Annotated in this window: 12 protein-coding genes; 5 read left to right on the top strand and 7 right to left on the bottom strand. The window is 50.0% G+C overall.

Annotated features, from left to right (window positions below):
• Positions 1-97: 97 nt before the first annotated feature.
• Positions 98-904, bottom strand: a complete 807-nt coding sequence (locus MHI45_RS15625) for a LuxR C-terminal-related transcriptional regulator (RefSeq protein ID WP_076109597.1) — start codon at positions 902-904, stop codon at positions 98-100.
• 293 nt (positions 905-1,197) lie between these two features.
• On the opposite strand from MHI45_RS15625, the gene MHI45_RS15630 reads away from it, so the two are divergent.
• From MHI45_RS15630 to MHI45_RS15640, 3 genes are read left to right on the top strand one after another with little or no spacing between them, the layout of a single operon-like run.
• Entirely contained in the window at positions 1,198-2,214 is a 1,017-nt protein-coding gene (locus MHI45_RS15630; protein WP_038597244.1) for an ABC transporter ATP-binding protein, read from the top strand.
• Between the two features lie 18 nt (positions 2,215-2,232).
• Positions 2,233-3,039 (top strand): ABC transporter permease, encoded by an 807-nt coding sequence (locus MHI45_RS15635; protein WP_076109598.1) that lies wholly within the window; start codon positions 2,233-2,235, stop codon positions 3,037-3,039.
• A gap of 18 nt (positions 3,040-3,057) precedes the next feature.
• The gene (locus MHI45_RS15640; protein ID WP_076109599.1) at positions 3,058-3,855 is read left to right on the top strand and encodes an ABC transporter permease; all 798 of its coding nucleotides are present in this window, start codon (positions 3,058-3,060) and stop codon (positions 3,853-3,855) included.
• Between the two features lie 135 nt (positions 3,856-3,990).
• On the opposite strand, the gene MHI45_RS15645 is transcribed toward MHI45_RS15640, so the two are convergent.
• The 6 genes from MHI45_RS15645 to MHI45_RS15670 form a co-directional block, all read right to left on the bottom strand.
• Positions 3,991-4,392 carry a hypothetical protein gene (locus MHI45_RS15645; RefSeq protein WP_038597252.1) on the bottom strand — a complete coding sequence of 134 codons (402 nt, stop codon included), beginning with the start codon at positions 4,390-4,392 and terminating at the stop codon, positions 3,991-3,993.
• 471 nt (positions 4,393-4,863) lie between these two features.
• Positions 4,864-7,869, bottom strand: a complete 3,006-nt coding sequence (locus MHI45_RS15650) for an efflux RND transporter permease subunit (RefSeq protein ID WP_076109600.1) — start codon at positions 7,867-7,869, stop codon at positions 4,864-4,866.
• A gap of 361 nt (positions 7,870-8,230) precedes the next feature.
• Positions 8,231-8,554 carry an L-rhamnose mutarotase gene (locus MHI45_RS15655; RefSeq protein WP_076109601.1) on the bottom strand — a complete coding sequence of 108 codons (324 nt, stop codon included), beginning with the start codon at positions 8,552-8,554 and terminating at the stop codon, positions 8,231-8,233.
• A gap of 234 nt (positions 8,555-8,788) precedes the next feature.
• On the bottom strand, positions 8,789-9,952 hold the full coding sequence (locus MHI45_RS15660; protein ID WP_076109602.1) for an ABC transporter permease: 1,164 nt from the start codon (positions 9,950-9,952) through the stop codon (positions 8,789-8,791).
• On the bottom strand, positions 9,945-11,108 hold the full coding sequence (locus tag MHI45_RS15665) for an ABC transporter permease (RefSeq protein WP_076109603.1): 1,164 nt from the start codon (positions 11,106-11,108) through the stop codon (positions 9,945-9,947). The genes MHI45_RS15660 and MHI45_RS15665 overlap by 8 nt, the downstream gene beginning before the upstream one ends.
• Positions 11,109-11,125: 17 nt before the next feature.
• Positions 11,126-12,061, bottom strand: coding sequence for an ABC transporter ATP-binding protein (locus tag MHI45_RS15670; protein WP_076109604.1), 936 nt, complete (start codon positions 12,059-12,061; stop codon positions 11,126-11,128).
• 195 nt (positions 12,062-12,256) lie between these two features.
• Here MHI45_RS15670 and MHI45_RS15675 point away from each other — a divergent pair, with 195 nt between their 5' ends.
• Positions 12,257-13,411, top strand: a complete 1,155-nt coding sequence (locus tag MHI45_RS15675) for a sensor histidine kinase (RefSeq protein WP_076109605.1) — start codon at positions 12,257-12,259, stop codon at positions 13,409-13,411.
• A 53-nt stretch (positions 13,412-13,464) separates the two neighbouring features.
• Positions 13,465-14,121, top strand: a complete 657-nt coding sequence (locus tag MHI45_RS15680; RefSeq protein WP_076109606.1) for a response regulator transcription factor — start codon at positions 13,465-13,467, stop codon at positions 14,119-14,121.
• Positions 14,122-14,127 lie beyond the last annotated feature (6 nt).

Here is a 14,127-nt window from a genome sequence, read left to right on the forward strand (position 1 = left end):
CTGATTATCCCTAAACCGGCTCTATAAGAATTGAATAAGAGCCGGCCCTGGATACCAATTATCGCGGGCCGGCTCTTTTTATATGTATAAAAATCTGTTAATGCGCAAGCTTTTTGGTGAACTGCCACCGGTCATTTACACGCATTTTACTGTAGATGTTCTTGACCATGTTACGCACTGTGCCTTCGCTGATCCCCAGCTCGTTGGCAATGTGCAGCGCACTTTTCTCCATGAGCCATAACCGGGACACATCTTGTTCGCGCGCAGTCAGTCTAAATTCCTGAAAACTGGCCTCCAGCCGGTACTGCTGCATCTCCGGGTGCTGCTCCATCCACTTCTCCGAAATGTTCTCAGCCATCTGCTGCACGAAGGGGATGGCAAATTCAATCTGTTCATTTTTATTGAAGGAAATATCCACATAACCATACACTTTGCCATCCCTCTGCAGCGGAGCACATACGCAATTCCACCCTTTAAATACAATATTGGAATGTTCCTCGCCTCTCACTACACCAATACAGTTCATTTCCATAGCCAACGAGACCGCATTTAAACCAGAATATTGCCCTCCTAGGCTGACACCGACACCCATACCGGCCTGAAGCATATCCGCTTGAAGATCCGGAGAGGAAGATACCAGCTCCAGAATGACGCCCTCCTTGCCAGTTAAGAACACAACATAGGGAATGGAGATAAACTGGCTGATTTTTTTCATTTCGTTGCGGATGGAAGCAATCATTGCTGTATGATAAATACGGTTTTTGCATTTTTCATTCGAAGAAACCGCTGTCAATTCAGCAGGTATTGCTCCTTCTTGTTTGGCGACTGGCTGGAATAATTTAAGTTGCTCCTCTTTCAAGTCCCCGGGCAGGCACCAGACTCTCGTCTTGTCAAAGATACTCAAATAGCTCCACCTCCATTTTTACCATAATCTATTATAATCGATTTTAGAAAAACGTATTATAACATAAATCAGAGAATTAAGAACATGCATCATTAGATTGTCTATTATGGACAAATAAAGCTCCACTATAAAATCCGCATGTTCATCAGACAGAGGTCTTTTTGCAGGATTCGTCATAAACTAATAAAAAAATTATTCTTTCGATTTATTGTGATAGTTTTCGACATTACAGCAGTGCTATATTAACGGAACACGCCTTTTTATAGAATATCAACACTGAAGGAGGATGACCCTTGAGTATTATTGAAGCTAAAGGACTGAGCAAGTCGTTTATGCAGGCGGTGAAGGAGCCCGGCCTCAAAGGCGCGGTCAAGCATCTGCTGATCCCCAGGCATATTGAGAAGATGGCGGTGCAGTCGCTGGACCTTAGCATCGAGGCAGGTGAGACGGTGGCCTATGTCGGGCCGAACGGTGCAGGCAAGTCCACCACGATCAAAATGCTGACCGGCATACTGATGCCTACCGCGGGCAGTATTTCTGTAAACGGTATCAACCCGTACCGGAAAAGAATGGAAAATGCCGCCCAGATCGGAGCGGTGTTCGGGCAGCGCACGCAGCTGTGGTGGGATATTCCGATTGTGGAGTCCTTTTCCCTGCTGAAGGATATTTATCAGATCCCCGATGCTGTGTACAAGACCAACTTGGAGATGTTTATTGAGATGCTGGGTATGCGTGAATTTATTCACTTATCCGCCCGGAAGCTCTCCCTCGGCCAGCGTATGCGAGCGGATCTGGCTGCTGCTTTATTACATAACCCGCCGATTGTGTATCTGGATGAACCGACGATTGGCCTCGACGTCTCCGTGAAGCAGAAAATCCGCGAATTCATCAAAAAGATCAACCAAGAGCAGCAGACTACAGTTATGTTGACCACCCACGATCTGGGTGATATTGAGGACCTGTGCAAACGGCTGATTATCATCGACCACGGCTCCATTATCTATGACGGTAGCTTAAGTGAAGTCAAATCCCGTTTCGCCAGAAACCGGGTGATCTTTTTCCAGGTGGGCTCGCCATTGCCCGAGCTGTACCAGCAGCTCTCACAGACTCCGGGAATGAAGCTGGACTTGCAGAATGATCAAGAGTTCTCCGTATCCTTTGACCGTTATGAATATACCGCCAGCGAAGTGGTCAGCCGGGTGATGAAACATGGCGAGGTGATTGACTTCCGGATGGAGGATGCCAATATCGAGCAAGTCATCAAAGCCGTATACGACGGAAATCTGAACCTGAACGAAACCGGTGCATAAGGAGGAGCGAACGCAGTCATGCCTGTACCCAATCTTAAGAAATACAGAAGTATTGCCAACCGGTCCTTGCAAAATGTTCTCGCTTACCGGACTTCTTACGTGATCACCTTTCTGGCCAATTCGATCAATCTGCTGGCGATCTACTTTTTGTGGCAGGGCATTTATAGCGGCCGCGATATCGTAGGCGGGTATTCCTGGGACCAGATGAAAACCTACTTGCTCGTTACCTTTCTGGCCAACTCTGTGTTGTCCTGGTATTCCGAAACATCTATTTCCGGCAAAATCCTCGACGGGAGCGTTGCCGTAGATTTGCTTAAGCCCATTGATTTTCAAAGTGCAAGATTTGCGGAAACCTTGGGCTCCAGCCTGCTTGAGGGAGGAATGAGCACGGTGTTGCTCGTTCTGTTCGCCACCTTCCTGACCGGTGTAACCTTCCCGCAGTCGGCGCTGGTCTATCTGCTGTTCGCAATCAGTCTGCTCGGAGCGATCCTGGTAAAGTTCGGCGTTGTCTATCTTGCGGCATTATTATGCTTCTGGTCGACCGGTTCCATGGGTATTGTCTGGACAAGAATCGCCCTGACCAACTTGCTATCCGGAGCGCTGGTACCCTTGGCCTTTTTCCCGGATTGGCTGGAAAAGCTCGCACTGTTCCTGCCTTTTCAGAGCATTATTCACACACCGACGATGATCTTTCTGGAACAGGCGGACACTTGGGAGAGCGTCAGGCTGATCGGCCTGCAATTCTTCTGGGGGATTGCACTCTGGATTGCCGGAAAATGCATGTGGAACTGGGCAGTACGTCAGGTAACGATTCATGGAGGTTAGGCGGAAGGAGAGCGAAGCATGAAGTTATCACGCATGTTCTATCTATACAAAAGGCTCTACATACAGCAGTTAAAAGCCATCATGGAATACAATAAGGATTTCTATATCTTAATGTGTTCTGCCACATTAACGCAGGTGCTGGGATTCGTCTTCCTCTGGGTCATCTATGACCGGATTCCCGACATCAACGGCTGGCAGTTCTGGGAAGTCACCTTTATGTACGCGATGATCTTTCTGACCGAAGGCATTGCCTCCCTGTTCTTCGAGGGGGCCTGGCGTATGGGCAGATTGGTCAACATGGGAGAAATGGACCGTTATCTGCTGCGGCCGGTGCCTGTCGTGCTTCAGGTGTTCTGTACAGGCATCGGCATTAACGGCCTCGGAAATCTGCTGATCGGCGGCGTAATTGTCTGGCAATCGCTGGTCCACACCCATCTCCACTGGACCTTTGGCAAAATCATAATTATTGCCCTGCTCCTTGTGACAGCAGTAGTTATCCGCGTGTCGATCAATCTGGCCGGCAATTCGGCAGCCTTCTGGATCCGTAATGCCGGCAATGCCTTTCCCTTGATGGTCCATAATTTGGCCGACCTGGCCAAATATCCGATCACGCTGTTCCCGCAGGCTGTCCGCATATTCATCTCCACCGTGCTTCCATATGCGTTTATCAGCTTTTATCCGGCGACATATATTTTTGGCAAAAGCGAATGGTCCGGCTGGTGGATGCTGGCCCCGGTAGCTGCGATAGGAAGCGCAGTTGCGGCCTATGGCATTTTCCGTTTCGGACTATCGCGTTATGAAAGTACGGGGAATTGAGCCGCAAAGAGCGGACTGATTATTAAAGACCAGAATGTAAATACTAAAAACCCCACTTGTCCATTTGGGCCGGTGGGGTTTTGACGTTTATATGAAGATAGTAATTACGATTACGTTAAAATCAATCAATAATTATTAATAGTTAAAGGAAAATGTTCCTGGGAAACTGCTAGATACGTAAATTTTGTGATAGCCCCATAATTGTCTGCTTACAGAACCTTGATAAGTGATTTGACCAAGGCCTATGTCGATATAAGAACCATTTTGGTCGATAGCATACACTGTGTAAACACCTCCAGGTACGCCATAAACATTAACAGTAGTAGTACCGCCGAAATAATAATACGTAGTAGGATCCCCTACATTTCCATAAGCTAATGCCAGCGGTGTAACAACTCCGCTCGCTGCCTGAACTTCCTGTGCCGCAGGAGCAGCAGCAGGAGTAACGGCTTCATCGGCGAACGCAGCCGGTACAGATCCTAAGAGCATGGCCATAGTAGAAAGTGCGGCAATTGCTGACTTTTGAATTTTTTTCACAATTAAACATCTCCTTTTAGTAATTGAGTTGGAATGAATCCTTCACTATATCCTTGCTACTAACAAGAACACTACTAAACCGGGCGATAAAAATTGTGTAGCGAAAAGAACAACTTCCCCCCTCGCCTATTAATTTATTACAAGATTAATCATACATATATTACCATGGAAAAACAAGTATTTTATATATTAATATGTGTTAAAACTATATATTTACACAAAATATCATATTATTTTACATAATTCAGTAGGAAATTTTGTTTTTATATGTATATTATTGATTGTAAATATTTTGTAAGAATAAATGAAAAAGTCTTAGCTCATGAACTCCACGTTCCGTAATGGAAGTGTGGAACACAGGCTAAGACTTTTTTTGCAGGATTAACCTCAGGAGTTTAAAAGCTCCAATACGTCACCTGCCCGGATACTATTCAATTGTCACTGATACAAGCCTTCCCTGCCTTTTTCGGCCTATGCTGCAACCGCAGATTTTGCCGCCTTTTTACGTTCCTTGGCAGATTTGCGGAAGTACAGCAGCTCGTAGATGGCCGGCACGACCAGCAGCGTCAGCAGAGTGGCTGCGGTTAATCCGCCGATTACTACGATGGCCAGACTCTGCGAGACAATGCTGCCCTGCTCGGAATGTCCGAAGAGCAGCGGTAACATGGCGCAGACAGTGGCAATCGCCGTCATTAGAATCGGGCGCATCCGTGTGCCGGTTGCTTCGAGAATGGACTCGCGGATCGACATATGCGCTTCATTCTGTTTGATGCGGTCGATCAGCACCACCGCATTTGTGACCACGATGCCAATCAGCATCAATGCACCGAACAACGCGGTGAAGTCAGGGGTTACCCCGGATATGATCAGGGCTACAATCGCTCCGATGGCTGCAAGCGGCAATGAGAACATAATTGCCAGTGGTGCACGCAGCGTCTTAAAGGTGAGCACCATAATCAGGTACACTAGGCCGATTGAGATCAGCGCCGTCATTCCAAGGTCACCGAAGTCCCCGGCCTGGTCTGCCGATGCTCCGCCTGCGAACAGAGTTACACCGTCCGGCAGCGTTATGCCGTCTGTCTGCTTTTTAATATCGGCACCGATGGCCGATACCTTCTTCGGATCCACTTCTGCGGTAATCCGCACATAAGGCTTGCCGTCCTTATGGTACAGCATAGCTGGCTGATCCGTGACCTCAAGGGCTGCCACTTGCGACAATGGCTGCGGACCAGCGGCGGTCATGATGGTCATATTCTTCAGGTCTTCCTGTGATTCCGCCTGAATAACAGGTTCAAGGATAACGCCGGCAGGAGAACCGTCCAACTCGATCTGTCCCAGCGGAACCGGATTGAGCATCGCCCCCAGCTGCATGGAGATTTCTTGGGCGTTAGCTTCAGCAGGATTCACCTTGAAGGCAAATACCGGCTTGGTATCCTCCATGTTGCTGCTGACCTTTTGCACACCTTCTATACTCTTCACCTTGGCGGCGACCTCTTCAGCAATTGTATTGATAGCTGCGACATCATTGCCGACAATATCGACATATTCACTGGTGGAGCTTGAGCCCATCATGCTGGCTTCATTTGCGGTCAGCGTTGCCCCCGTATAGGAAGCCTGAAGACTGCGGACTTGATCCAAAAACACCTGCGCATCCGTTCCTTCTTTGATCATTACTGTATAATCCACCTGGGTCAGCGAGGTAACACTGCCCCATTTCGCCGAATCGGCACTGTTCCCGGATTGCATGATGACCGTCTGGGCCTGCGGCTGGTTCATCAGCTCCTGCTCCAGCAACTTGCCATTCTTCAACACCTCCGCGACCGGAACATCATTCGGATATACCAGTTGAACGGATACATTGCTGGCATCGCTAGCATCCAGCGCGGCCTTCGGCATAGCAATATAAGCGCCAATAGAGCCGACTAACAGCACCAGCCCCAGGCTCAGCGTGAGCCATTTGCGCTGCAGATTCCAATCGAGAAAACGGGTGAACCATCCGGCGGGCTCATGTTCCTTCAGGGAAGAGCCGCGCAGCAGCCAGGAGCTTAGCAGCGGAACGACAGTCAGCGCCACAACAAGCGAAGTCAGCAAGGAGTAAGTTACCGTCAAGGCAAACGGAAGCAAGAAAGCCTGCAGTCCGCCGCGCAGCAGCCCCATCGGCAGGAATACCGCCACCGTAGCAAGCGTTGAGCTGGTTATGGCTCTGGCCACCTCGCGGGTTGCGCTGATCACCATATCACGGGACAAGGGTTCCTTCTGCATACGCCGGTAAATATTCTCAATGACCACGATGCTGTCATCCACCAGCCGTCCGACAGCAACGGCAACCCCGCCCAAGGTAACGATGTTCAGGGTAATTCCCGATACCTTAAGCAGGTAAAGGGTAACCGCCAGGGACAGCGGAATGGATATCGCCGTGATCAGCGTAGCCCGGATGTTACGCAGGAACAGCAGGATTACGATTGTCGCAAACAACGCACCGAGCAGGACTTCACGCATCATGCTGTTGACGGAGGTGACCACCATATCAGAGGTGCTGAAAATGACGGAGGCCTCGGCATTTTTAATTCTGTCATTGATATCGTCTGCAGCGCTGCGCACCTTATCGCCGACATCTACTGCATTGGCATTCGCTTCCTTGGTAATTACGACGAACAGCACATCTTTACCATTGGAGCGGCTGACGCTCTCCTGGTCTATCTTGGCCTCAACAGCGGCAATATCCTGCAGCTTTGCTCCAGCCCCGACCGGCAGCTGCTTCAAGGTATCTATACTGTCTATCGAAGAGATTACATTCACATTCCCCGTCTGGCCGCCGATCGTCTGCTCGCCGATGGAGGCGGAAACATTGCGCCCCTGAAGCAGCCCCAATACCTGCGCAGTGGTTACCCCTTTTGCGGCCATCGCCTTCGGATCAAGCTTCACTCTAACTTGAGGAGCTGTCTTGCCATACAAAGCTACGCTGGCTACCCCTTCGATCTTCTGCAGCTCAGGGATAATGGTATTCTCGGCAATCTCAAGGTTATCTTTGGTGAGCCCATCATCGAACGACAGCGTAAGCTGGGAGACAGGAATCATTGAGGTGTTCAGCTGAATGATGAACGGGTCCATCACACCTTCGGGAAACTGCAGTGTACCCACAGCTTTCTCGACTTCCTGCGCCGCCTCCTTCATATCAGACTTACCGTCAAAATATATGTCTACCTTGGCATATCCGTCTCCGGAGGTAGACATTTGTTCGGTCTTGCCCTTCACCTGAGAGGTCGCCGCCTCAATCGGCTTGGTAACCGAGGTTTCCATCGAATGCGCATCCTGTCCGGGTCCAAGCACTGTAACCGTGATCTGTGGATTATCGGCCTCCGGCATGAATTCCATCGGCAGCGAGGTGTAGCTCATTATCCCCACCACCAGTGCCATAACAACTAGAAGACCTACCGCCCCCTTATTGCCAAACGACCATTTCGTTAACCATGTCATTCTTTTTTTCCCCTTCCACTCCATTATTGATTGCTCTCTTTAAGACTGATCCCTTATGTATCAAGCATTGCTTTCCTGCTTTAGTGTAGTAGCTTTTGGCCAAAGTCAAAACCGCCCAACGAAGGGTTTCGTGCTCAGTCCCGAGGCGGAGGTGATCCCATTCCCGGGATGGAGCTCCTCCAGATAAGCCGAAGCCCGGCCGAAGCAACACAATATAAACCTAAATAATCCACTCGCTCTGCCCCAAACCGCCAGTACAAGCTTTCCATAAAAAAACAAAAAAGAAGCCTATATGGACAGGCTTCATCAAATTCAAACAAATATTCGGTTGATCAAGAAAATATTTATATGGGCAACCGTACTATTTCAAATAAAATACCTCGCGGAGCGGTTCCATCGGTGTTTCTTCGTTAAAATCAAAGGAGCCCTCAACCATTTTAGAGGTAATGGCGTTCCACCGGTTGCAGGCATCGCTCTGGGCAATGTAAGCAAAAGCCGCCTCTTTGTCATCACATTCAAAGCAGTAGAAGAACTGATTGCCGTTCTGGAAGATCGAATAATTGCTGATTCCCGCTTTGCTGTGCTCCTCAAGGATTTCCGGCCAAGGGTTCAGGTGCATCTGCACATATTCCTCCAGGTACTCTTCCTTCACCTTCCAGGTCCAAGCCAACTTGTTGCTGCTCATCTTCCCGACCTCCCAAAAGTTTTGTTAGCATTACTTCATTGAATCCACTTCGGATAAAACTTGCTTCGCAAGATTTAATGATACCGCTTCCATCATAACTTTAGCAACTCTTTTTATGGGGAATATTGGGTAATCAAAGGATTCTTTAGAACGAAAAGCCTTTATCCCCCGCCAGCAGCAGTCCCTCTTCTGCTGCTGTGAGAAATAAAGGCTTTGTGTTACAGTTCATTCTTCCTACGCGTTGATCCCCGCTTCATTAGGGCGAAGAATCGCGGAGCCGATGGCCAGCAGAATAACGGCCATCAGGCCCAGAATGGCAAAGGGCAGCCACAGCTCATCCCAACCTCCACCGGCTGCGGCGATGTCCACCGCTTGAATCGCCCATTTCTGCGGCGTGAAATTGGCCGCCTTCTGCATGTAATCCGGCATGATGGACAGTGGCCAGAAGCAGCCGCCCAGCATGCAGGTCGGTGTAAGGATCAGCGTATTCAGCATCCCGGTATTGTTCGGGTTGCGGATCAGCCCCGCCACAGTACCGGCAATTCCCATGGATACGAGCATGAATGCAGCGAGGACCAGGAAATATAAATACATCGGCACCTCATAGTCGTAACGGAGCACCCACTTGCCCAGTGCAAGCACAGCAGCGATCTGGATCAGCCCTACCATAAAGCTGCCGAGGAAATTGCCGAGCGCAATTTCATAGGATCGTACCGGTGCGCTGAACATCCGCATCATCGTCCGCCCTCTGCGGTCCGCCATAATCAGCGACACGCTGCTGGTCACGAGGCTCATCAGAAACATCAGTGTCATACCTGTAATAACACCCAGTGTCTGCCGCGGGTACAGATTATAGTCGGTTCGGATACTGCCTACATTATGCTCTTCCGCCTGCTTCAGAATCGCGGTGAATCTCTCCTCCGAATCCGTACTCCCGGTTGCAGAAGCCTTTCTCACCGTAGCTGCGGTTGACAGCATTTCTACAGCGATAGCATCGGTTTTCATCTTGATTAGTATAGAATCCTCTGTCGTCTTCAGCTCATATACGGTGAGCTGCGGCGCTTTCCCCTGCAGAATTCCCGAGGTAAAGCCCTCCGGAATCCACAATCCGGCCGCACCGTCCTGCGAGGTGACACCTTCCTTCAAATCAGCCTCATCGCTGCGCTCAACAAGCTTGTAATCCCCGCTATTCTCCAGTTCAACAATCAGATGATTCCCGGCTGCTCCGGTATCCTTGCTGGTATACAGCAGAACCGCCGCGCTATCTTCCATGCCGCCGGTAACGGAGACAATACCGGCTACCACTAAAGAGGGCAACAGGATATGCAGCAGCAGCCCTTTGTGGGAACCTATCGTTCGCTTGACCATATTCCGGCCAATCGTAAATATGTTATTCATGGTACCCCACCTTCCGGTATGAGAGAATTGCCGCACTGAATAGAATCAGGCAGATCAGCAGCATCATCCATAAATTCGGCAGAATCTGCTCTAAATCTGAATGCAGCATCATTCGGATTACGGCTTGCAGCGTCCAATGATTAAGCGTAAACGCACCAATACTGTTCACCCAGGAATCAGGAAGCGGAACCATGCCTCCGCTAAGAAAGGTCATGCCTACTGTAATGACATTGATGATACTCGTGGCTTCCGTCTCTTTTTTGCTGAACATGCACGCAATTACAGAAATGGTCAGGGAAGCGAGGATTATCAGCAGGCAGAACAGCGCCAGCAGACCCGGACGATTGCCCCAATACACACCGAACAGCCAATAAGACAACAGAATGATGGCCGCACATTGAAGCATGGTGACAATCGCAATGCCCAGCATTTTTCCTATAAACAAATCCGACCCTTTAACCGGCATGGAGTTGATTCTGTAAAGCGTGTGATTGTCCTTCTCGCTGAACAGCGAATGAGTCACCGTAAGGCCGCTATACAGCAGAAACATCAACAGCATTGAGGCTGCATAAAATTGCGAGGCTGTGTAAGTTCTTCCCCCTTTACTCAAATCCCCAAGCTTTACGGCTGTCCCTTCTTGATGAGAATCAGCTGCGGCGGCAACTGCTTCCGGGCCTAGGGTCATCGCTGCAGCCTGCTTGTAATTCATGATGCTGAGAAAATTGTCAAAGGCTGTTCCGGCAACGGTGTTATCCATCCGGTCTTTACCAAGAATGAACTCCAGTTCAGCCTTTCCCCCGCGCTGTACTCCACTGTCAAATTCTTTCGGCACAATCACCGCATAGCCGTAGATCCCGGACCGCAGCCCGCTCTCTGCTTCCTGTCTGGTTTTGGCCTCTTGGGGAATAATATAATCCTTGATTTCGGCTGAATCCAGAAAAGTCTTGATCATCTTGGAACTTCCTGTCCCACCACCATTCACTACAGCTACCTTAACCGGGTCGATAGTTTCAGCCTCTTTGTCTCCCACTACCCCGGAGAGCGACGCGCCAAGCAGGAAGATCAGCACCAGCGGCAGCAGGAACAAAATCATCAGCACCCACCGTGAACGGGTCAACCTGCGCAGTTCGTACACCGCAATTATCAAAATGTTCATTTCAGGTTCCCCCTCCTTTAATCGCGCAAGGTCCGTCCGGTCAGGCTCAGAAACAGCATCTCCAGATCCGGCTCTTCGATATGCAGGGAGACAATAATCCCCTCATGCTTGGAAAAGATAAACAAAATGTCCTGCAGCTCACTCTGTGAGGATGGAAGGTACAGCTCCACCGCCTGCTCCACTTCCTTGACGCGGTTAATCCGCGGGTGAAGACTAAGCTCTTTAATCAGGGCAGCCGAGATATTGACAGCCTTGATGACAATTTTCTCTTCATGGGCAACCTTCTCCCGCAGTTCTTTCTCTGTGCCGCAGGCAATAACATGACCTTTATCCATGATTGCTACACGGTCGCAAATCGCTTCGACTTCCTCCATGTAATGGCTGGTGTAAATGATGGTCGACCCCAGCTTGTTCAGCGTCTTAACCGACTCGAGGATATGATTGCGCGATTGGGGATCAATACCTACCGTAGGCTCATCCATAATGATCAGCTTCGGGCGGTGCATAATCGCGCAGGCAATGTTCAGCCGCCGTTTCATTCCCCCGGAGAAGGTGGCCGGTTTATCCTTCGTCCGGTCGCTTAGTCCGGTGAATTCCAGCGCCTCTTCCACCCGTTCTTTCAGCAGCTTGCCGCGCAGGCCATACAGCTTGCCAAAAAATCTCACATTTTCCTCAGCCGTCATCGTTTCATACAAGGCCAGTTCCTGCGGAACCAGACCGATTCTTTTTTTCACCTCTAGCGGAGCTGCTGCCACTGACAGCCCGTCGATGATAATCTCGCCGCCGTCAGGCTTCAGCAAGCCGCAAATCATACTGATGGTTGTGCTTTTCCCGGCGCCGTTTGGGCCGAGCAAACCGAAAATTTCGCCTTCCTCGATGTTCAGATTCACATGATCTACCGTTAATTTCTGGTCGTACCGTTTCACTACATTACTGAGTACCGCAAGTGTCATCTCTTCATCTCCCCTGTTCCTCAATCTCTATGCTCTTATTGTAACGCGCCAACAACATCACCGAAGGTACGAAAGGTCATCTTCTGGGGTGACTAAAGTCATCTCCTGAAATGGCCGGGGAATATGCTAAGATAAATATAAGAACAAATAGCATGATAGATTCGGGCATTCCATTGAAAAAAAGGATGACTTCTATTGATTAAAGAACTGAACTCTTTGCGTTACGGCCTCATTCTGCTCCCTGCGGCGATCACTATATACGTCTACGACTATGCCGACTATGAATTATTCACCCTGCATTTCCTGCTGCTGCTGCTTGTGGTGACGCTTGAGTACCGGCTGCCGAAATCACTGCCGCTGCTGTCCTGTATAGAACTGCTCTTCACGGCCTGGCTATGCCGCCAGTACGGTACACTGATGATTTTCCCGGCCATCTCAGCGCTGCTGCATTATTCACGTCAACAGTCAAAGGCGGTATCCGTCGTGTTCACCTACGTTCATTTGGCTGTCCTGAATATCGCCTTCAGTCAATCAACACCTGTCGAATGGGGAGTGATGAATCTTACTTTCCTGCTGGCCGTTTTTCTCAATGTGCTGCTGCTGCGGACCGGCCGCGGCCGCGAGGAAACGCAGTTTCTCTATGATGAGCTGCGCCGCAAGCATTTTGAGCTGGAAGAAGCCCGTAGCCGGCTGCTGCAGTTCACCTCTCAGGTAGAGAATGCCGCACAATCGGAGGAACGGGTACGGATTTCCCGCCAGCTTCATGATGATATCGGCCACAGGCTGATCCGGGTCAAAATGATGGTTGAAGCTGCCATTCATACCTTGCCGGCTGCTCCTGAATCCGGAATGAAGATGATGGACCAGATCCGCGATCAGCTCGCGGCCAGCATGGACGATATGCGCGCTGCCGTAAGACGGATTAATTATGCGCCGCAGCTTGAAGGAGCTTATGCCCTGGACCGCCTGCTGGAAGAAATCGGGCGGGATACGGGTATTGAAACTACGTATTCCATTCATGGGTATCCTTATCCGCTGTACCCAAGTACCCAGGTCGTACTTTATAGAAATGCCCAGGAGGCCATCACGAACGCCCTAAGGCACGGAAAAGCAGCGGCAGTATGGATCACACTGTCCTATAGTGAGCAAGAGGTTAAGATGGAGGTTGGCAATAATGGCAAACGGCCCGAAGGCGACCAGCTGCGAAGAATGCAGGGCAGCGGCGGCATGGGCCTGAAAGGCATGACCGAGCGGACAAACCTGATTGGCGGAACACTGGAGCTGCGTACGGAGCCGCAATTCACCGCAATTACCCGTCTGCCGGTTTATAGGCAGGCGGAGATTAGGTAACGTTGCATGAAGAACCGTAGGATCATAAATTAGAGATAAGGAGTTTGCCCGCTATGATTAATGTAGTAATTGTTGACGATGACTCTTTTATCCGTGAAAGCCTTAAAGTGCTGGTAGGTCTGGACCCCGACATTGCGGTTGTTGGCGCAGCAGGTGATGGCAATGAAGCATTAGCCTTGCTGCAGTCGCTGCCGCAAACAGATGTGGTACTAATGGATATCCGAATGCCGAATTGCTCCGGCGTGGAGGGCACCCGTCTCGTCAAGGAGACTTATCCCAATATCTCCGTACTCATGCTGACCACCTTTGATGATGATGAATATATCATTGAGGCACTCCGTAACGGCGCCAGCGGCTATCTGCTCAAGAACATCCCGCCGGACCGCATCATCCAGGGCATTAAGACGGTGCATGAAGGCAACATGCTGATCCATCCCGACATCGCCCGCAAAATGGCCGGATTTCTGCAGCCCGCCTCACGTACAGAAGCCGTACAGGGCCGGCCGTTGGAATCCTTCGGCCTAACCAAAGCAGAGCTGGCCGTCGTTGCTTCCATTGCCGAAGGTCTTACCAATAAAGAAATTGCCGCCAAGCTGTTCTTAAGTGAAGGTACCGTGAAAAACTACATTACCGATATTCTCAGTAAGCTCGGACTGCGCGACCGGACACAGATTGCAATATTCTATTTGAAAAACCAGCAGGAGAAGTGATGGCCA

This window comes from Paenibacillus sp. FSL H3-0321, from assembly GCF_038002865.1.
In the GTDB taxonomy this organism is placed as follows: Bacteria; Bacillota; Bacilli; order Paenibacillales; family Paenibacillaceae; genus Paenibacillus_AQ.